Origin of the sequence: Streptomyces sp. NPDC096048 (assembly GCF_044763415.1) — a bacterium.
Classification (GTDB): domain Bacteria; phylum Actinomycetota; class Actinomycetes; order Streptomycetales; family Streptomycetaceae; genus Streptomyces.
Window position 1 is genome coordinate 573,582 of the sequence record NZ_JBIWGG010000006.1, and the last position, 19,310, is coordinate 592,891.

The 19,310-nt window shown below is 69.9% G+C and carries 20 protein-coding genes and 1 rRNA gene; 13 read left to right on the forward strand and 8 right to left on the reverse strand.

Features of this window, described 5'->3' with window-relative positions; genetic code table 11:
- Nucleotides 1-23: 23 nt before the first annotated feature.
- From pstC to pstB, 3 genes are read left to right on the forward strand one after another with little or no spacing between them, the layout of a single operon-like run.
- A complete protein-coding gene (gene pstC / locus ACIQ6R_RS19895; RefSeq protein WP_121747786.1) occupies nt 24-1,037 on the forward strand; it encodes a phosphate ABC transporter permease subunit PstC in 1,014 nt (337 codons plus the stop codon).
- The gene (gene pstA / locus ACIQ6R_RS19900; RefSeq protein WP_404222658.1) at nt 1,034-2,098 is read left to right on the forward strand and encodes a phosphate ABC transporter permease PstA; all 1,065 of its coding nucleotides are present in this window, start codon (nt 1,034-1,036) and stop codon (nt 2,096-2,098) included. The genes pstC and pstA overlap by 4 nt, the downstream gene beginning before the upstream one ends.
- A gap of 57 nt (nt 2,099-2,155) precedes the next feature.
- Nucleotides 2,156-2,932, forward strand: a complete 777-nt coding sequence (gene pstB, locus ACIQ6R_RS19905) for a phosphate ABC transporter ATP-binding protein PstB (protein WP_404176601.1) — start codon at nt 2,156-2,158, stop codon at nt 2,930-2,932.
- A 209-nt stretch (nt 2,933-3,141) separates the two neighbouring features.
- On the opposite strand, the gene pitH is transcribed toward pstB, so the two are convergent.
- Both pitH and ACIQ6R_RS19915 read right to left on the reverse strand, forming a co-directional pair.
- Nucleotides 3,142-4,140, reverse strand: a complete 999-nt coding sequence (gene pitH, locus ACIQ6R_RS19910) for a low-affinity phosphate transporter PitH (protein ID WP_404222659.1) — start codon at nt 4,138-4,140, stop codon at nt 3,142-3,144.
- A 7-nt stretch (nt 4,141-4,147) separates the two neighbouring features.
- Entirely contained in the window at nt 4,148-4,768 is a 621-nt protein-coding gene (locus ACIQ6R_RS19915) for a DUF47 domain-containing protein (protein ID WP_053133402.1), read from the reverse strand.
- A 239-nt stretch (nt 4,769-5,007) separates the two neighbouring features.
- Between ACIQ6R_RS19915 and ACIQ6R_RS19920 the strand changes: the two genes are divergently transcribed.
- A complete protein-coding gene (locus ACIQ6R_RS19920; RefSeq protein ID WP_404176607.1) occupies nt 5,008-5,412 on the forward strand; it encodes a metal-sensitive transcriptional regulator in 405 nt (134 codons plus the stop codon).
- Between the two features lie 51 nt (nt 5,413-5,463).
- Here the strand turns inward: ACIQ6R_RS19920 and ACIQ6R_RS19925 are convergent, their stop codons facing one another.
- Nucleotides 5,464-5,643, reverse strand: coding sequence for a hypothetical protein (locus tag ACIQ6R_RS19925; RefSeq protein WP_404222660.1), 180 nt, complete (start codon nt 5,641-5,643; stop codon nt 5,464-5,466).
- A 68-nt stretch (nt 5,644-5,711) separates the two neighbouring features.
- The gene (locus ACIQ6R_RS19930) at nt 5,712-6,623 is read right to left on the reverse strand and encodes a hypothetical protein (RefSeq protein WP_404222684.1); all 912 of its coding nucleotides are present in this window, start codon (nt 6,621-6,623) and stop codon (nt 5,712-5,714) included.
- Between the two features lie 86 nt (nt 6,624-6,709).
- Here ACIQ6R_RS19930 and ACIQ6R_RS19935 point away from each other — a divergent pair, with 86 nt between their 5' ends.
- Complete coding sequence (locus tag ACIQ6R_RS19935) at nt 6,710-6,880, forward strand: hypothetical protein (RefSeq protein WP_404176613.1); 171 nt, start codon at nt 6,710-6,712, stop codon at nt 6,878-6,880.
- Nucleotides 6,881-6,978: 98 nt separating this feature from the next.
- Here ACIQ6R_RS19935 and ACIQ6R_RS19940 read toward each other — a convergent pair whose 3' ends face one another.
- Nucleotides 6,979-7,689 carry a phosphatase PAP2 family protein gene (locus ACIQ6R_RS19940; protein ID WP_310872582.1) on the reverse strand — a complete coding sequence of 237 codons (711 nt, stop codon included), beginning with the start codon at nt 7,687-7,689 and terminating at the stop codon, nt 6,979-6,981.
- 236 nt (nt 7,690-7,925) lie between these two features.
- Complete coding sequence (locus tag ACIQ6R_RS19945) at nt 7,926-8,945, reverse strand: NlpC/P60 family protein (protein ID WP_404176619.1); 1,020 nt, start codon at nt 8,943-8,945, stop codon at nt 7,926-7,928.
- 466 nt (nt 8,946-9,411) lie between these two features.
- Between ACIQ6R_RS19945 and ACIQ6R_RS19950 the strand changes: the two genes are divergently transcribed.
- The 6 genes from ACIQ6R_RS19950 to ACIQ6R_RS19975 all read left to right on the forward strand — a co-directional run bounded on the left by ACIQ6R_RS19950 (nt 9,412) and on the right by ACIQ6R_RS19975 (nt 16,553).
- Nucleotides 9,412-9,720, forward strand: coding sequence for a hypothetical protein (locus ACIQ6R_RS19950; RefSeq protein WP_121747793.1), 309 nt, complete (start codon nt 9,412-9,414; stop codon nt 9,718-9,720).
- Between the two features lie 165 nt (nt 9,721-9,885).
- The gene (locus ACIQ6R_RS19955) at nt 9,886-10,695 is read left to right on the forward strand and encodes a hypothetical protein (protein ID WP_404222661.1); all 810 of its coding nucleotides are present in this window, start codon (nt 9,886-9,888) and stop codon (nt 10,693-10,695) included.
- Nucleotides 10,685-12,028: a hypothetical protein gene (locus tag ACIQ6R_RS19960; RefSeq protein ID WP_404222662.1), complete on the forward strand. Its 1,344-nt coding sequence runs from the start codon at nt 10,685-10,687 to the stop codon at nt 12,026-12,028. The genes ACIQ6R_RS19955 and ACIQ6R_RS19960 overlap by 11 nt, the downstream gene beginning before the upstream one ends.
- Nucleotides 12,025-13,584: an SCO6880 family protein gene (locus tag ACIQ6R_RS19965; protein WP_404222663.1), complete on the forward strand. Its 1,560-nt coding sequence runs from the start codon at nt 12,025-12,027 to the stop codon at nt 13,582-13,584. Before ACIQ6R_RS19960 ends, ACIQ6R_RS19965 begins: the two co-directional genes overlap by 4 nt.
- Nucleotides 13,585-13,596: 12 nt before the next feature.
- Entirely contained in the window at nt 13,597-15,009 is a 1,413-nt protein-coding gene (locus ACIQ6R_RS19970; RefSeq protein WP_121747796.1) for an ATP-binding protein, read from the forward strand.
- A 23-nt stretch (nt 15,010-15,032) separates the two neighbouring features.
- The gene (locus ACIQ6R_RS19975; RefSeq protein WP_404222664.1) at nt 15,033-16,553 is read left to right on the forward strand and encodes a type VI secretion protein; all 1,521 of its coding nucleotides are present in this window, start codon (nt 15,033-15,035) and stop codon (nt 16,551-16,553) included.
- Between the two features lie 19 nt (nt 16,554-16,572).
- Here ACIQ6R_RS19975 and ACIQ6R_RS19980 read toward each other — a convergent pair whose 3' ends face one another.
- On the reverse strand, nt 16,573-17,133 hold the full coding sequence (locus ACIQ6R_RS19980) for a GNAT family N-acetyltransferase (RefSeq protein WP_404222665.1): 561 nt from the start codon (nt 17,131-17,133) through the stop codon (nt 16,573-16,575).
- A gap of 95 nt (nt 17,134-17,228) precedes the next feature.
- Here ACIQ6R_RS19980 and ACIQ6R_RS19985 point away from each other — a divergent pair, with 95 nt between their 5' ends.
- Complete coding sequence (locus ACIQ6R_RS19985; protein ID WP_404222666.1) at nt 17,229-18,491, forward strand: sensor histidine kinase; 1,263 nt, start codon at nt 17,229-17,231, stop codon at nt 18,489-18,491.
- Nucleotides 18,488-19,147 carry a response regulator gene (locus ACIQ6R_RS19990; protein ID WP_404222667.1) on the forward strand — a complete coding sequence of 220 codons (660 nt, stop codon included), beginning with the start codon at nt 18,488-18,490 and terminating at the stop codon, nt 19,145-19,147. The genes ACIQ6R_RS19985 and ACIQ6R_RS19990 overlap by 4 nt, the downstream gene beginning before the upstream one ends.
- Before the next feature lie 81 nt (nt 19,148-19,228).
- Here ACIQ6R_RS19990 and rrf read toward each other — a convergent pair.
- Nucleotides 19,229-19,310, reverse strand: a 5S ribosomal RNA gene (gene rrf, locus ACIQ6R_RS19995); the annotation flags it as partial.

The window sequence follows — 19,310 nt, forward strand, 5'->3', positions numbered from 1 at the left end:
GGCTCCGCAGACCGGAGAACCCGATGGACATCACCACTGATCCCCAGAAACCCGCACCAGCACCCGTCCCGCACCAGCCCCCCGGGAAGGACGCCAAGCGCGCCGCACGCGGCGCCACCCGCCCCGGCGACCGGATCTTCCTCGGGCTCTCCCGCGGTTCCGGCATCTTCGTGCTGGTCATCATGGCCGCCATCGCGGCCTTCCTGACCTACCGCGCCTCGATCGCGATCAGCAAGAACGAGGCCAACTTCTTCACCACCCTCGAGTGGAACCCCACCGGCACGCCGCCGGAGTTCGGCATCGCGGTCCTGGCCTTCGGCACCGTCGTGTCGTCGGTCATCGCCATGGCCGTCGCGGTCCCGATCGCGGTCGGCATCGCCCTGTTCATCACGCACTACGCGCCGCGCAAGCTGGGCGGCGCGATCGGGTACGTGATCGACCTGCTCGCCGCCGTGCCCTCGATCGTCTACGGCCTGTGGGGCGCGCTCGTCCTCGTGCCGCACATGGAGGGGCTCTTCGGCTGGCTGGACGAGTACCTCGGCTGGACCGGCGTCTTCGAATGGAACCAGGGCGCGCCGCGCTCGCTGTTCACCGTGGGCATCCTGCTCGCGATCATGATCCTGCCGATCATCACCAACGTCAGCCGTGAGGTCTTCCGGCAGGTCCCGCGCATGCACGAGGAGGCCGCCCTGGCCCTCGGCGCCACGCGCTGGGAGGTCATCCGCATGTCGGTGCTGCCCTTCGGCCGCTCCGGCGTCATCTCCGCCTCGATGCTCGGGCTCGGCCGCGCGCTCGGCGAGACGATGGCCGTGGCGATGGTGCTCTCCTCCAGCTTCGAGATCAACCTCAGCCTGCTCGACACGGGCGGCGGCACCTTCGCCCAGAACATCGCCAGCAAGTTCAACGAGGCGACCGTGATGGGCCGTGACGCGCTGATCGCCTCCGGTCTCGTCCTCTTCGTCATCACCCTGCTGGTCAACGGGGCGGCCCGGATGATCATCGGACGCCGCAAGGAGTACTCGGGGGCCAACGCATGAGCCACGCAACCCTTACCCCCAAGAGCCGCAGCTCCCTGCGCGGCGCCACGCTGCCCAAGTGGTTCCTCTGGGCGGTCGCCGCCGGCTCGATCGCGGCCGGCCTGGGCATCAGCGCCGCGGCCGGGCTGAACAGCAGCATCCAGTGGGCCCTGATCGCCGCGGTCCTCTTCGTCCTGGGCACGTACGCCATCTCGGCGCGCGTCGAGGGCGGGCGCCAGGCCAAAGACCGGGTGGCGACCAGCATGGTGTGGGTCGCGTTCATCGTGGCCGTGATCCCGCTGGCCTCCCTGGTCTGGGCGACCGTCAAGCGCGGCGTGAAGGTCCTCGACGGCTACTTCCTCACCCACTCGATGGGCGTGGTCGCCGACGCCGAGGTGGGCGGCGGCATCTACCACGCCATCCTCGGCACCCTGGAGCAGGTCGGCATCGCCACCCTGATCTCCGTGCCGGTCGGTGTGCTGACCGCGATCTACCTGGTCGAGTACGGGAGCGGCAGGCTCGCCAAGGCCGTCACCTTCTTCGTCGACGTCATGACGGGCATCCCGTCGATCGTCGCCGGCCTGTTCATCCTCAGTACGTGGATCCTGATGCTGGACATGGGTCCGTCCGGCTTCGCCGGCTCGCTCGCCCTGTCGATCCTGATGATCCCGGTGGTCGTCCGCTCCACCGAGGAGATGCTCAAGCTCGTCCCGAACGAGCTGCGCGAGGCGTCCCTGGCGCTCGGTGTGCCGAAGTGGCGCACGATCCTGAAGGTGGTCCTGCCGACGTCGGTCGGCGGCATCACCACCGGTGTGATGCTGGCGGTCGCCCGCATCACCGGTGAGACGGCCCCCGTGCTGCTGCTGGTCTGGGGAACGGACTTCATCAACGCGAACCCGTTCCAGGATCCGCAGGAGTCGCTGCCGATGTACATCTATCTGCAGTTCGCCAACAGCGGCGGCTCCGGCGCGGCCTACGACCGTGCCTGGGCGGCGGCTCTGACGCTCATCGCGTTCATCATGATCCTCAACCTCGCGGCCCGCGGCATCGCCCGCTGGAAGGCCCCGAAGACGGGTCGCTGACGCGACCAGAGCGACAACAGTCAGCGCCCCGGACACGCGAAAGAAGAAGTGATACCCATGGCCAAGCGCATAGATGTCAGCGGCCTCAACGCCTACTACAGCTCCTTCCTGGCCATCGAGGACATCTCGATGACCGTCGAGCCCCGCTCGGTGACCGCCTTCATCGGCCCCTCGGGCTGCGGCAAGTCCACGTTCCTGCGCACGCTCAACCGCATGCACGAGGTCACGCCGGGCGGCCGGGTCGAGGGCAAGGTCATGCTCGACGACGAGAACCTCTACGGCGCGGCCATCGACCCGGTGGCCGTACGCCGCGAGGTCGGCATGGTCTTCCAGCGGCCGAACCCGTTCCCGACCATGTCGGTGTACGACAACGTCGCGGCGGGCCTGCGCCTGAACGGCAAGTACAAGAAGTCGGAGCTGGACGACGTCGTCGAGAAGTCCCTGCGCGGCGCGAACCTCTGGAACGAGGTCAAGGACCGCCTGAACAAGCCGGGCTCCGGCCTCTCCGGCGGTCAGCAGCAGCGCCTGTGCATCGCCCGCGCCATCGCGGTCGAGCCGAACGTCCTGCTCATGGACGAGCCCTGCTCCGCCCTGGACCCGATCTCCACCCTCGCCATCGAGGACCTGATCGGCGAGCTGAAGGAGCGCTTCACGATCGTCATCGTGACGCACAACATGCAGCAGGCGGCGCGCGTCTCGGACCGTACGGCGTTCTTCAACCTGGCGGCGGTCGGACAGCCCGGCAAGCTGATCGAGATCGACGAGACGGAGCGCATCTTCTCCAACCCGTCGGTCCAGGCCACGGAGGACTACATCTCGGGCCGCTTCGGCTAGGCCCGACCCGATCCCCTCGCGGTGCTGCATGGCGGTGCCACCGCGAGGCGCACAAGGGCCCGCCCCCGTTCACCGGGGGCGGGCCCTCTTGGCTGCGGCACAGTTGCGGTCAGTCGCGCCGCTGGGGCGGCACGGGCGGGCGGTGGGGGAGGCATCCCGCAACGCCGGGCAGCGCACCCGCCCCCGGTCGGCACCCACGCCGGATCCCGCTACAGGAACGCCAGATTCACGACCCAGAACGAACACGCCGCCACCACCGCAGCCGCCGGCATCGTGATGAACCACCCCAAGATGATGTTCCGCGCGACGCCCCACCGCACGGCGTTCACCCGCTTCGTCGCCCCCACACCCATGATCGACGACGTGATGACATGCGTCGTCGAGATCGGCGCGTGGAACAGGAACGCCGACCCGAACATGATCGACGCCCCCGTCGTCTCCGCGGCGAACCCCTGCGGCGGATCCAGCTCGATGATCTTCCGCCCCAGCGTCCGCATGATCCGCCAGCCACCCGCGTACGTCCCCGCGGACAGCATCAGCGCACAGGCGACCTTCACCCACACCGGAATGGGATCGCCGTAGTCCTCGACATCGGCGATGACCAGCGCCATCACCACGATGCCCATCGTCTTCTGCGCGTCCTGCAGACCGTGCCCCAGCGCCATACCCGCCGCGGACACCGTCTGCGCGATACGGAAGCCCCGCTTCGCCTTGTGCGGATTGGCCCGCCGGAAGATCCACATGATGGCGGTCATCACCAGATACCCGGCGAGCAGTCCGACCACCGGCGACACGAACATGGGGATGACGATCTTGTCGACGACCCCGTCCCAGTACACGGTCGTACTGCCGGCCAGCGCGGCCCCGACCATGCCGCCGAACAACGCGTGGGAGGACGAGGACGGCAGACCGAAGTACCAGGTGATGAGGTTCCAGACGATGGCGCCGACGAGCGCCGCGAAGAGGATCCCCATGCCCTTCGAGCCTTCGGGGGTCTCGATGACCCCCTCGCTGACGGTCTTGGCGACCCCGGATCCCATGAACGCACCGGCGAGGTTCATGACGGCGGCCATCGCGAGCGCCGCCCGGGGCGTCAGCGCACGCGTCGACACGGACGTCGCGATCGCGTTCGCCGAGTCGTGGAAACCGTTGGTGTACGTGAAGAAGAGCGCGACCCCGATGGTCACGACCAGAGCGAAGGTGTCCATGAAGAGGTCAGGACTCCTTGACCGCGATGGTCTCCACCGTGTTCGCCACGTGCTCGAAGGCGTCGGCCGCCTCTTCCAGGACGTCCACGATCTGCTTCAGCTTCAGCACCTCGATGGCCTCGTACTTGCCGTTGAAGAGGTGGGCGAGCAGCTTGCGGTGGACCTGGTCGGCCTGGTTCTCCAGCCGGTTGACCTCGATCCAGTACTCGGTGAGGTTGTCCATGGTGCGCAGGTTCGGCATCGCCTCGGCCGTCAGCTCGGCGGCCCGCGCCAGCACCTCGATCTGCTGGTCGACGCCCTTGGGCAGTTCCTCGACGTTGTAGAGGACGACCAGGTCGACGGCCTCCTCCATGAAGTCCATGATGTCGTCGAGGGACGAGGCGAGGTTGTAGATGTCCTCGCGGTCGAAGGGCGTGATGAACGAGGAGTTCAGCTGGTGGAAGATCGCGTGGGTCGCGTCGTCACCTGCGTGTTCGGCGGCCCGCATACGCTCTGCGATCTCGGCCCGGGCGGATGCGTCCGCCCCGAGCAGTTCCATCAGGAGCTTGGAGCCCGTGACGATGTTGTCCGCGGAGGCGGCGAACATGTCGTAGAAGCTCGTCTCCCTGGGGGTCAGACGAAAGCGCACGTGGGGTCCTCGGGGTGCATCGGTTTCGGTCAGGCTGATGCTAGGCGCATCATCCGGCCACGGCTAACGGGCCGTCCCCCAGTGTCGCCCATCAGGCAGAGTGATGAGCAGGGGGGCGGCGCCAGGGGCTCTGTCAAGGGCCCCTTACCCCGCAAAGTTCGTTACCATATACCCGCCAGGGGTATATGTCCGCTATCTTCCCAGACTCTGCCCACTCTGCCCCACAACAGGAGGACGCGATGACGACCACCGAGGCCGGCGCGGGTGCGCCCTCCCCCGCCGTGGACGCGGCGGAGACGGACGGGCCGGACGTGACGGACGAGACTGCCGGGACGGACGTCGTGACCGACCACGACCGCGGTGTGCACGGCTACCACAAGCAGAAGGACGAGCACCTCAAGCGCCTGCGCCGCATCGAGGGCCAGATCCGCGGCCTGCAGCGGATGGTCGACGAGGACGTCTACTGCATCGACATACTCACCCAGGTCTCCGCCTCCACGAAGGCCCTGCAGTCCTTCGCGCTGCAACTCCTGGAGGAGCACCTGCGCCACTGCGTCGCCGACGCGGCCGTCAAGGGCGGCGCCGAGGTCGACGCGAAGGTGGAGGAGGCGACGAAGGCGATCGGCCGCCTCCTGCGCACCTGACCCGGAGCCGGTGGGTCCGGCCGACTGCCTGTGAACCCTGCCCGCCCGCCCCTACTGGTCGGTCCCGTCCCCTCGTTCCTCGGCCACCCGCAGCACCTCGTCGATGCTCTCCAGACTGAGCCGCTCCCGGGCGGCCGACGCCGCGATGATCAGCTCGCCGCACAGCTCGATCTCGGCGAGGGCCACGTGGTCCTGAACCGTCGTACCGCCGACCCGAGCCACACGCGTCACCTCGTCTCTGCCGTCACCGACTTCCTAGAGTAGGGAGCGGCCTACACACCGCGCATGGCACGGAAGGGCTAGTTCTTGCCGCCCGCCCCTCCGCCGGACGCCTCCCCCGCCGCCTCCGCCGGCTCCCCCGGCTCCGCCGCGATCTTGCCGGCGTAGATGTCCCGGTCCTTGGGCAGCCGTACGCGGACGGCGGCGCCGAAATCGTAGAGCAGCGTCGTCGAGGCGACGGCCACGATGCCCTCCTCCCGCCCGTTGGCGAAGCTGAAGCGGTGCCGGACCTTGCGGATACGGCCCTCGTCGTCGAGGTAGGCGTCGAACGGCACCTCGGCGGTGGCGAACCCCTCGGCCGCCGCGGCCAGCGCCTGCCTGTTCCCGTCCGACGCGCCCCGCGCCGCCCGAGCGAGATCGGCGGTCCCCCGGTAATGCCGCACCGCGGTCCCCGCGACCTCCGTCCGCCCCACGTACGTCGCCGTCCGGGTCCCGCGCAGCACCTCGGCGGCGGCGAAGGGGTCCGTCGCCCCGCCGGTCACCAGGTTTCCGTCGGACAGCGACGCGGTCTCCACCCGCACCCACTTGTCGTCGGGCACACCGGCCCCGCGGTTCTTCATGAACAGGGCACCCGGTGCGAGCAGCTCGGTGATCGGCCGATGCTCACTCGATCCCGCCGGGTCCTGCGGCAGCCGCACCTTCAGCCGCCCGAGCCGGCCCTCGAAGTCGTACACCCCCTCGCCCCGGATGGTCACCCGCGTCCCGCCGCTGGCCATCTCCATCGCGGTGCGCGCCTTGGCGCTCCCGGCGGCCACCAGCCGGTCGGCGGCCCGGTGCAGCACGGCGACCGGATCGCCGCCGCCCGCCCCATCGGCGGCGGCCCCCCGCCCGGAGCACCCGCTCCCGGCCAGACACACACAGATCACGCCCCCGGCGAGGACGAGAATTCCGCCCACCCTGCCCTTCCGCCGCTCCCTCTCCCACCCGACCATCGCCACCTACCCAGCCGTCACACGCGTTCCGGACCCCCTGCCGTCCCGGTTAACGAGGGGCAGGCGACCCCGGTAACGTTGTGGGCGTGGCGCAGCAGGAAGGTCTGGAAGCTCCCCAGGAAGTCCCGGAACACCTCACGACGACGGTCGAGCAGGGCCCCTTCTGCCTGGCCCGCTGCACCTGCGGCTGGCGAGGCCCGGCCCGCAGAGCGAGAAGCCAGGCCCGCACGGACGCGAGGACGCACGCGCCGGCCTGACCGCCGGCAGGCACCCGAAACGCGCGGAGGGCGCCCCCGGCACGGGGGCACCCTCAGTACACACGGCCGCAGTTGAGGCGGCCTCAGTTCAGGCGGCCTCAGGCGGCGAGATCCCGCTCCCCCGCCTCGGCACTCTCCTTGCGCGCCCCCGGAATCACGGCGTCCCGCCCGGCGGCATCCCCTCGCCCCCGCGCGCTGACCAGCCACCCCACCCGGGGCGACCGCTCGACGGCCCGGGTCAACGGCGTCAGCAGGGCCATGGCGACCGGCGACAGCAGCAGCGCGACGGCCGTACCGAGGGCGAAGCCGCCCACGACGTCCGTCGGGTAGTGCACGCCCATGTAGACCCGGATGAACCCGCCGAACACCGCGAGGACGATCGCGAGGAGCCCGAACTTGCGGTTGGCGACGAACAGGGCGACGGCCAGGGCCATGCACAGCGTGGCGTGATCGCTCACAAAGGAGAAGTCGTCCTTCCCCGCGACGAGGACCTCCAGCCCGTCATGGGACTTGAACGGCCGAGGCCGTTCGACGAAACCCCTTATCGGCACGTTGACCAGTACCGCGACCCCGGCCGCGAGCGGCGCCCACACCAGTGCCGCCACATTCGAGGCCGCGTCCTCGCCGCCCCGCCGCCGCACGGACCACCAGCACCACAGCACCAGCAGCACGATCGCGAACAGCAGTCCGTACTCACCCACGAACTCCATGACCCGGTCGAACCAGTGCGGTGCGTCCTTGGCCAGGCCGTTGATGTCGTAGAGCAGCTCGACGTCGGGGTTCGACCCGGATTCGGCGAGTCCAGCCATGGTGCTGCGGCCCCTTCGTCATGTCCTCCGGCGTACCGAGCGCACGCCTCTTCTGCCACCCCCGTGGTCGTAGATCCGCCGGTTCCTCTTGCCCCGCACACCTACACGTCAACAGGAACGCACGGCTCCCGGTTATACGTTCCACGCTCCACCGAATGATCACGCAGACGTTATCGAAGAGAAACACGTCGCCGCAGCTCAGGGCATGGATTCACGCTGCGTCCAAACCATGGCATTCACACCGTCGCGGGCAGCGCTTTCGCGCCATCCTCGGTCACCCGGGTGGCCCCGAAGTAATCAGGGGTGTCGATCGGGTCGAACCGGATCACAGCACCCGTCCGCGGCGCGTCGATCATGTATCCGCCGCCGACATAGATCCCCACATGCCGGATGGCCCGGGAGTTGGTGAGATCGTCCGAGAAGAACACCAGGTCACCAGGCATCAACTCGTCCCGCGACGGATGCGGCCCCGCGTTGTACTGGTCGTTGGCGACCCGCGGCAGCTTGATCCCCACACTCTCGTACGCCGCCTTGGTCAGCCCCGAACAGTCGAACCGCCCACCCTGCTCGGGCGTCCCGTTCCCGCCCCACAGATAGAGCGTCCCGAGCTTCTTCTGCGCGTAGGCGATGGCCCCGGCGGCCTGCTCGGACGGATCGACCCGCGTCTCGGGTGCCGCGAAGCTCTTCTCCAGGGTCGTGATCACCTTGACGTAGTTCTGGGTCTCCTTGTACGGCGGCACACCCTGGTACCTGATGACCGCGTAGGCCCCCGCGTTGTAGGAGGCCAGCATGTTCTCGGTCGGGTTCCCGGGCACGTCCTTCACGTACGACGCGAGGGAGCAGTCGTACGACGCGGCGGACGGGATGGCGTCGTTCGGGTCCCACACGTCCCGGTCGCCGTCCCCGTCCCCGTCGATCCCGTGGGTGGCCCACGTCCCGGGGATGAACTGCGCTATGCCCTGCGCCGCCGCGTGGCTCTGCGCCCTCGGGTTGAAGCCGCTCTCCTGGTAGAGCTGGGCGGCGAGCAGCGCGGGGTTGATGGCGGGGCAGAGGTTGCCCCACTTCTGCACGAGCGGCTGGTACGCCGCCGGCACCGACCCCTTGGCGAGCTTCTTGGCCCCGCCCCCGGCACCGCCCGCGAGGTTTCCGGCGACGAGGTAGACGCCCACGACGAGCAGCATCACGAAGCCCATCCCGCCCGCGACCGCGACACCGGCGCCGACCCACATCTTGCGCATGGCCCAACTCTCCCCCATGTCCGAGCCGTTCAATAACACTTTCCGGCCATGTCGCGCACCCTTTCGGCATCACCCGCGGGGGCGACCCCGGCACCCCCGTCCGCGCGCACGGCACCGGCGCCTCCAAAGCCGTCGCCACGACGGATCGTCAGAAGCGGGAAGCCTTCACGTTCGACGCGCGGGCGGGCGAGTCCGATCACTTCGCAGAAGGGCTCAACGACGCAACCGCACGACAGGTTGCGCTCCAGCCTCATTGCCCGGCGTAACGGGACGTGATACACAGAGTGACCATACGACTCTTTGCATACCGGTCCGCGCCACCCTGTTAGGGCCCGATGTGGACCGGTGGCAAGCTATTCGCACGAAACCCGCCAATCAATGACGCCAAGTCGACATACGACGGCGTCATTGTCGGCGACAATGAGGCCTGACCTCTGCACGTCCGCAGAGGATGCGGAACTACCCAACAGGGGCGGTGACTTACATGCTCTTTGCGGCCGACGAGGGAGACATCAACACCATCATCGGGGGGATCGCTCCGGACTGGGGCCCCTTCGGCAGCCTGGGCAACGAGGCCAAGATCATGATCGAGGTGGTGATGGCCGTCGCGATTCTGCTCTGCCTCGGCATCGCCATCTGGGGCGCCGCCAAGCAGCGCATCGGCGCCACCGCGCTCCGCGACACCTTCAGCGCGGAGCAGGGCAAGGGCCTCATCGTGGCGGGCCTGACGGGCGTGTTCATCATCGGCTCGCTCGGCACGCTCTTCACCATCGTGTACGGAATGGCCGTGTAGCCCGGCGCGCATCCGTTCCTCCCCTCCATCCCACCCGCCCGTCGTGCCAACCGGCTGAGGTTGCGTTTCCCTGATGTCGAGTCACCACACCGCGCCCGCGCGGGAACCAGCACGGCTACCGTCGTACTTCTACGGCAGGCACGACGTCGAGGGGGCGTACGCGGCATGAGTCTCGGAGACGACCACCGGTCCGGCGAATACGGCGGCACCGGTCAGACACGGACGCGGCTGCCCGACGGGGACGGCGACGGCTACGGCGGCCCCCGCCGCGGCGGCCGCTCGTCGTCCCGGAGCCTGGTCACCGTGGTCGGCGTCGTCGTCCTCCTCATCGCCGCGATCGCCTTCGCGAACCGTGGAGGAGACGATTCCGCATCCCCGGACGACACGGCGGCGGACAAACCGAAGACGTCGGCGACGGCACCTTCCGGAAAGCAGCCGGTGCAGTCGGGCTTCGCCCGGGATGAGCAGGGGGCGCAGAGCGCGGCGGCGAACTATGCGGTGGCGCTGGGCTCGGCCGACATGTTCGACAAGGCCAAGCGTGATCCGATCCTCCAGTCCCTCATCGTTCCCTCCAGAGTGGCGGCCTTCGAGGCGGCCCTGGACAAGGCATACAGCCCGGCCTTCAACAAGAACGTCGGTCTGAACGAGGACGGCACCACGCCAAAGGGCTACACCTTCGTGTCCCGTACAAGCCCGATCGGTACCAAGGTCACCGAGAACTCGGCCGACAACGCGACCGTCGAGGTCTGGTGCAGCGGTCTCCTCGGACTCGCGGGTCAGGACTCCACGGCCCCGGTCACGAACAGCTGGTTCACGATCACCATGAAGCTTGAGTGGATCAATGGTGACTGGAAGATCGTGACGCACTCTCAGAAGGAAGGCCCGGCGCCGATTCCCGGCGACGACAAGGCTTCCGGCGCGGACGAGATGGCGAAGGCCGTCCAAGAGTACGGAGGGTTCACGTATGCCCGCTAACCGCCGCGTACTCGAACTTACCGGCGTCGTCATGGCCGTACAGTCGGCGGCGATTCTCTTCGCCACCCGGGCCTTCGCCGCTCCCACCCCTTCGCCCACTCCGAGCGATGACCCCTGCGACCTGATCCACGGCCCCGCCAAGGACTACTGCGAACGAGGCGAAGGCGGCGGCTCCACCGGCGGTGGCGGCGGTGGGACCCTCAACTCCCCCACCTCCGCCCTCGACCCCCTCTCCTCCCTCGCCAAGGGCTGCGCCGACGCCGCCTCCTGGACCATCGACAAGCTCAGCGCCGCCGTACAGGACACGGCGAACGTCGACTTCACGAACCCGACGTTCCTCCAGCAGTACGCCGTCGTCTTCGCGGCGTCGACGATCCTCACGCTCCTCCTCTGGCTCCTCGCGGTGGCGAAGCGTGCCGTGCGCGGCGTCCCCCTCACCACCGCGCTGACCGAGGCCATCGGGTTCCTCTGGCTCACCGTCCTGGCGTCGGCCTTCACGCCGCTGATCCTGTACACGGTGGTATCCGCGACCGACGGCGTCACCGACGTACTCGCCAAGGCGACCGGCGAGCAGACGGACACCTTCTTCGGCACCTTCTCCGCCGCCCTGGAGAAGGGCGAGGACATCGGCGGCGGACCGATCATGCTGATCGTCGTCTCCCTGGTGTCGATCCTCGCCGCCGGCGTCCTCTGGCTGGAACTCGTCATCCGCGCCGCCCTGCTCTACGTCGGCGCCCTGCTCGGCACCGTCGTCTACGCCGGCCTGGTCGACAAGAACCTGTGGGGCCACGTCCGCCGCTGGGCCGGGATCATGATCGCGGTCATCCTCGTGAAGCCCGTCATCGTGATCGTCCTCGGGCTCGCCGGGGCGCTCTCCGCCGACGACGGCCCGGACGCCTTCTCGGCCGTCGTCTCCGGCCTCGCCATCATCCTGCTCGCCATCTTCGCGTCCGCGATGATCTACCGCTTCGTCCCCGGCTTCGGCGACGAGATCGCGAACGGCCGCAACAACCGCATCATGCAGGGCGCCGAAGGCAAGGCCGCGGCCGTCATCAGCTCCCCGGCGAACCTGGTCGCCCAGGGCATCAGAACCCACAGCACCCGCCACAACGGCGACAGCGGAGGCGGCGGCCAGTCCAGCTCCTCCTCCGCGTCCCGTCCCTCGAACCCCGCCTCCGGCGGAGTCGCCGCGCACAGCTCGCGCCCCTCGAACGGCGGCGGCGGAAATGTCCCCTCCGCCGCACCCGCACCGCGCGCCGGCAGCCCGGTGAACACGCCCCACGCAGGCAACACCCGTAACAGCAAAAACAGCACAGGAGGTGACGGGCGTTGACGACCGAGTCCCACGTGTCCCATCCGGTCACGCCCCGCCGTACGTATCTGATCGGCCGCGCGCGGCCGAACGCGATCGTCGGCCGCAACCGCGAGACCGGTGAGATCGCGCTGATCGTCGTGGGCGCGTTCCTCGGCATGATGTGCGGGCTCCTCGTCCCCGTCCTGACCCTGCGCATCGTGCTGCTCGTCGGCTTCCCCATGCTCGCGCTGGCGGCCGTCTACGTGCCGTACAAGCACCGGACGTTCTACAAGTGGTTCGAGATCAACCGCAGCTACAAGCGGACGCTCCGCAGGGGCACCACCTACCGCTCCGGCGCCATCGAGGCCGGCACCCGGCTCGACGGGCGGGAGGTCGAGGTCGGCCCGCCGCCCGGCATCGGCCGCATCACCTGGCTGGCGGCGCCCTTCGGGCCGGACGAGATCGCCGTACTGCTGCACGCCGACCGCAAGATGGTGACGGCCGCGATCGAGATCGAGGGCCCCGGCGTCGGCCTGCGCGACTCCGAGGACCAGGAAGCCCTCGTCGACCGCTTCGGCACCCTGCTCAAGCACGTGGCCAACGGCGACGGCTTCGTCACCCGCATCCAGATGCTCGCCCGCACCCTCCCGGCCGACCCCGACGCGCACGCCAAGGACGTCGCCCAGCGCGGCGACGAGAAGGCGCTGCCGTGGCTGCGGGAGTCGTACGACCAGCTCCAGTCCATGGTGTCCACCAGCAGCGAGCAGCACCGCGCCTACCTCATCGCCTGCATGCACTACAACCGCGAACTGGCCGCCGAGGCCAACGCGATGGCCCGCGCCGCCCGCCCGCAGAACGGGCGCAAGCTGGACCGGGACGCGGGGCTCGCGGTCGTCATGGCGCGCGAGCTGACCGACATCTGCTCCCGCCTCCAGGAAGCCGACATCCGCGTACGCCAGCCGCTGGGGCAGGGCCGGCTCGCCTCCCTCATCCACGCCATGTACGACCCGGACCACCCCATCGACCACATCCAGGCGATGACCAAGCGCAACGCCTGGCCGGCCGAGCTGGACGCCATGGAGCCCACCTACCTCCAGGCCAAGACCCGCGAGTCCTCCACCCGCGCCCCCTGGTGCCACGCCACCGCCTGGGTCAAGGAGTGGCCGATGACCCCGGTGGGCGTCAACTTCCTGGCCCCCCTTCTCGTCCACACGCCGGACGTCATCCGCACGGTCGCCGTGACGATGGACCTCGAACCCACCGAGGTCGCCATCGAGCGCATGCTGACGGAGAAGACGAACGACGAGGCCGAGGCCTCCCGCGCCGCCAAGATGAACCGCACCGTCGACCCCCGCGACATCGCCGCCCACGGCCGCCTGGACCAGCGGGGCGAGGACCTGGCCAGCGGCGCGGCCGGCGTCAACCTGGTCGGCTACATCACGGTCTCCTCCCGTTCCCCCGAGGCACTGGCCCGCGACAAGCGGACGATAAGGGCCTCGGCCGGCAAGTCGTACCTGAAGCTGGAGTGGTGCGACCGTGAGCACCACCGCGCCTTCGTGAACACACTTCCGTTCGCCACCGGCATCCGAAGGTAGGGGCTGAGCCTGATGCGGGACCCGCTGACCGTCCTCACCGAAGCCTTCACGTCCTTCCTCTTCGGGAAGGTGGAGACGACCCGCCTCCCCGTCCGCACCTCCACGGGCCAGGCGCAGGCCGTCTACCTGCCGACCGCCGCGCCCGGCCTCGGCGACTCCGGCGTGATCATCGGCCGCGAGGTCTACTCCGGCAAGGGCTACATCTACGACCCCTTCCAGCTGTACGGCCAGCAGCTCCCCGCCCCGCACTGGCTGGTGCTCGGGGAGTCGGGCAACGGCAAGTCGGCGCTGGAGAAGACGTACGTCCTGCGCCAGCTCCGCTTCCGCGACCGCCAGGTCGTCGTCCTGGACGCCCAGGGCGAGGACGGGGCCGGTGAATGGAACCTCATCGCGCAGCAGCTGGGTATAACGCCGATCCGGCTGGACCCGATGGCGGCACTCGACCAGGGCATCCGGCTCAACCCCCTCGACCCGGCGATCACCACGACCGGGCAGCTGGCCCTGCTCCGCACGATCATCGAGGTCGCGATGGGGCACGGCCTGGACGAGCGCTCCGGCTTCGCGCTCAAGGTCGCGCACGCCTACGTCAACGAGACCATCGTCCAGCGCCAGCCGGTCCTCACCGACATCGTCGAGCAGCTCCGCCACCCCGAGCCGGAGTCCGCCGAGGCGATGAACGTCGCCATAGACGACGTACGGGCGTGGGGCCTGGACGTGGCACTGGTCCTCGACCGGCTCGTCGACGGTGACCTGCGCGGCATGTTCGACGGCCCGACGACGGTCGGCATCGACCTCGACGCCCCCCTCATCGTCTTCGACCTCTCCCACATCGACCGCAACTCCATCGCGATGCCGATCCTCATGGCCATCGTGGGCGTGTGGCTGGAGCACACCTGGATCCGGCCCGACCGGAAGAAGCGCATCTTCCTGGTCGAGGAGGCCTGGCACATCATCAACAGCCCCTTCGTGGCACAGCTGTTCCAGCGGCTGCTGAAGTTCGGGCGCCGGCTGGGTCTGTCGTTCGTGGCGGTGGTGCACCACCTGTCGGACGTCGTCGACGGGGCGGCGGCCAGAGAGGCCGCGGCCATCCTCAAAATGGCGTCCACCCGGACCATCTACGCCCAGAAGGCCGACGAGGCGCGGGCCACGGGGCGCGTACTGGGCCTGCCACGCTGGGCCGTGGAGATCATCCCCTCCCTCACCCCCGGCATCGCGGTGTGGGACGTCAACGGCAACGTCCAGGTGGTCAAACACCTGATCACCGAGACCGAACGCCCCCTGGTCTTCACCGACCGCGCCATGACCGAGTCCTCCGCCGACTTCAACGACGACGCCCTGCGCGCCGCCGAACTGGAGGCGGAGGAAAGGGCGGCGGCCTTCATGGAACAGCACATCGGCGACTCGTCCGAATCGACGGTGGCGTAGGAAGACGGGGAGGAACCGGACGCATGAGACCGGACGACCGCCGCGAGCAGCGGCCGGCCCAGCAGGGCGGCATCCCCGACGGCCTGCTGCTCGGCCTGCTCGCCTTCCTCCTCGGCATCACCGTGCTGGTGTGGACGGCGACCGGCCTGTCCGCGCTCTTCGCCCACGGCTCGTGGCCCTCCGGCGTCACCTTCACCGGCACCCCCCTGGCCATGCGCCACCTGATCTCCGAGCCCCACGACATCCCCGGCGCCTGGCCGGACACCCCCGAGACGGCACTCTCCGGGTACGGGCTGTTCTGGGGGCTGTTCATCGGTCAGATGATGGTGCTGGTGGTGCTGACGGTGTTCGTGATGGGCACGGTGGCGCGATGGCGCGCGGTACGGCAGCGCGGGCGCGAGGAGCCCGTGCCGACACCGAAACCGGCCCAGGCGACGCCGGTCCAGGCGACGCCGGTCCAGGAGGTACCACAGCACGAGGCCCCGCCGCAGCACGAGGTCCCCACCCCGAGGACCCCGCAGCAGGCCCCAGTGCCTCCTCAGGCTCCGGCCCAGGAGACCGACCCCTCCGCTTCTCTGCCCAACGGCAAACGGATGGGCGGGTGGGAAACCGACCGCGCCGAAGGCGCGGTGTACTACGCCCCCCGGGAGAGCCGCCGCACAACCGCGACCGCAGCCCTGCGGGACGCCGAGGCCGCCGCCCTCGTCCTCACGTCCAACCCGTCGCTCTGGTCGGAGACCAAGGACGCCCGCGCGAAACTCGGCCCCGCCCACCTCTACGACCCGAACCACCTCTGCGACACCCCGGACCGGCTGCACTGGTCCCCCACCGCCGGCTGCGAGGACAGACAGACGGCCACCGCCAGAGCGGCCGCCCTCCTCACGCCGGTCCGCCCCACCGCCCGGCTCGACCAGGCGGTCGGCGACACCGCGGAACTCCTGCTGCGCAGCTACCTGCACGCCGCCGCCGTCGACGGCCGCACCGTCCGCCACGTCCACCGCTGGTCCCAGGGCCTCCAGATCCAGGACGCCGTACGCATCCTCCGTACCAACCCCAAAGCCGCGCCCGGCTCAGCGGGCGAACTCGAAGGGGCCCTCACCGCCCACCCCGAACGCCGGGACATGGCCCAGCAGCTGACCACCCGTGCGCTGGCCACCCTCTCGATGGTCAACATCCGCGAGGCGTGCACACCCAACCGAAATGATGCGCTCGCCTTGGATTCCTTCATCCACGAACAGGGAACCCTTTACGTGGTGGGTAAATCCATCGAGGACCCCCGCACGAACCCGGGCGCGATGCCGCTGCTGACGGCGCTCGTCTCAAGCGTGGTCGAGCGCGGCCGGCGCATGGCCGAACGGTCATCCTCCGGTCGCCTCGACCCACCACTGACGCTCGTCCTGGACGACGTCGCGGCCGTGGCTCCGCTTCTCCAGCTCCCCGAGCTGCTGGCCACCGGCGCGGACCGGGGCATGCCGACCCTGGCCCTGCTCCGGTCCCGCGAACAGGGCCGGTCCCGCTGGCCCCACGACGAGCTCCCGGTGTAGCGGCGACCCCGGCACCGCCTCAGCGCTCCAGCACGAACTCAAGCTCGTGGTCACCGGGCCCGCCCACCAGCGGCACCTTCCGCCCGCTCGGCGCGAACCCCGCCTTCCGGTAGGCGCCCTGCGCCCGCGCGTTGTCCGGATGCACGATGAGCCGCACCCGCTCCAAGCCGCTCGCCCAGGCCCACTCCAGCCCGGCGTCGAACAACGCCTTGGTCAGCCCGCTCCCCCGCCACTCGGGCCGCACGTACACACCGACCACGTGCCCCTGTCGCCGCTCCACGGAGAACCCGGCCCAGTCCGTCGTCCCGGCCTCCTCCACCAGCACGGTCAGCGAGCCGAGCCATGTCCCCCCAGGCACCTCCGCGACGATCTGCCGCGCCCCGGACGCACCCTCCGCGCCCGTGGCCGCCCGCTCCTGCCAGTAGGAGTCCGGCCGTGCCGCGGCGACCTCGTACGTCTCCAGGTAGGCCAGGTGCGCGAGCGGATCCCGCAGCGCACGCAGCCGCAGCTCCTTCACGGCGGGCCATTCGTCGGCGCGTATGGAGCGGATCACGTAGTCACCGGGGGCCGTGGCACTCATGCGGCCCACCGTAATACCCGGGTACTACGCCCCTCACCTGATATACGGCCTCCGGACGGACGCCCCCTCGCCCGCCGGGCCCCGATCATGGTCGGATGGACCCCGTGAAGCCCGTGCCGGAAGACCGAGCGGCCGAACCCCTCACCGAGTACGTCCAGCGCGTCAACCGGCGGGTCCGCGCCTTCGACCGTCGCCGTCCCCTCGTGTGGGACCTGCACCTCACCGGTCTGTGGGTGCTGGCCGCCCTGATCGACGCCTCCGGCGGCTGGCGCAACGTCGCCCACGACCCCGACGTTCCCGTCGGCCTCGTCCTGGCGCTCAGCCTCGTCCTCTCCGTCCCCCTCCTATGGCGCCGCAGCCACCCCCAGGTCGCCCTCCTCGTCACCCTGCCCGCGGCCCTGGTGAACGCCTGGTCGGGCGCCGCCCTCCAAGCGGCCCTGCTCCAGCTGCTCCTCGTCCACCACATCGCCCTGCGCCTGCCGCTGCGCAACCTCTGGTGGACGGTGGCCGTCGTGATCGCCCCGACCTGCGTCACGGTCGCCCGCTACGGGGACAGCGCGGGTTCCTGGACCCAGCAGGTCGGCTCGCAGCTCTCCGCCATCGGCGTGGCCGCCCTCATCGGCATCACCGTCCGCACCCGGCGGGACTACACCGAGGCCCTGGAGGACCGCGCCCGCCGCCTGGAGACGGAACGCGACCAGCAGGGCCGCCTCGCCGCCGCCGCCGAACGCGCCCGCATAGCCCGGGAGATGCACGACATCATCGGCCACAACCTCTCCGTCATCACCGGCCTCGCCGACGGCGGCCGCTACGCCGCCGCCAGGTCCCCCGAACGCGCTTCCCAGGCCCTCGACGCCATCGCCACCACCAGCCGCCAAGCCTTGGGCGAACTACGCCGCCTGCTCGACGTCCTGCGCGAGGAGGAGCGGCACGGCCCCCAGGCTGCCGAACTCGCCCCCCAGCCCTCCCTCACCGACCTCGACCAACTCCTCGACGGCGTCCGCCGGGCCGGCCTCCCCGTCCGCACGACCGTCCAGGGCCGGGCCGGCCTCCCCGAGGGCCGCCAGCTCACGGTCTACCGCGTCATCCAGGAAGCCCTCACCAACACCCTCAAACACGCCGGCCCCGACGCCACCGCACACATCGACCTCTCCTACGATTCCCGCGGCGCCGTCGCCCTCACCGTCACCGACACCGGCCGCGGCGGCCCGGCCCCCGCCCCCTCCGACGGCCGCGGCCTGCCCGGAATGCGCGAGCGAACGTCCCTGTACGGCGGCACACTCGAGGCCGGCCCACGTCCGCGCCCCGAGCGGGGCTGGCGCGTCCACCTGCACCTACCGGAGGAACCCCAGCAGTGACCACCGTCCTCATCGCCGACGACCAGCCGCTCCAGCGCTTCGGCTTCCGGATGCTCCTGGAGAGCCAGGACGACATGACGGTCGTGGGCGAGGCGGCCAACGGCGCCGAAGCGGCCCGCATGACGGCCGAACTCCACCCCGACGTCGTCCTCATGGACGTCCGCATGCCCGGCCTGGACGGCATCGAGGCGACCCGCCGCATCGTCGCGGGCGGCGGCCGCACCCGGGTCCTCATCCTCACGACCTTCGACCTCGACGAGTACGCCTACTCCGGCCTGCGCGCCGGCGCCTCCGGCTTCCTCGTCAAGGACGCCCAGCCTGAGGAGCTGCTCTCCGGCATCCGTGCCGTGGCCACCGGCGACGCGGTGGTGGCTCCGAGCCTGACCCGCCGCCTGCTCGACGCGTACGTCCACCATCTGCCGGCCGCCACCCAGCCGAACGTCTCCCCGGACCCGCGGCTGGCCGCCCTCACCGAGCGCGAGACCGAGATCCTGCGGGTGATGGGCCAGGGCTGGACCAACACGGAGATAGCCGAGCGACTCCACCTCGCCGAGTCGACGGTCAAGACCCACGTGGGCCGCATCCTGGCCAAGACGGGTTCGAGGGACCGCGTCCAGGCGGTGATCCTGGCGTACGACACGAAATTGGTGGGCTAGGCAGGGGCGGGACAGGCATGGGTGCCTGAAACGCAGAAAACCCCGCACCGTTCCCGGTGCGGGGTTTTCCTTTGAATAATTGTTCGGCGGCGTCCTACTCTCCCACAGGGTCCCCCCTGCAGTACCATCGGCGCTGTAAGGCTTAGCTTCCGGGTTCGAAATG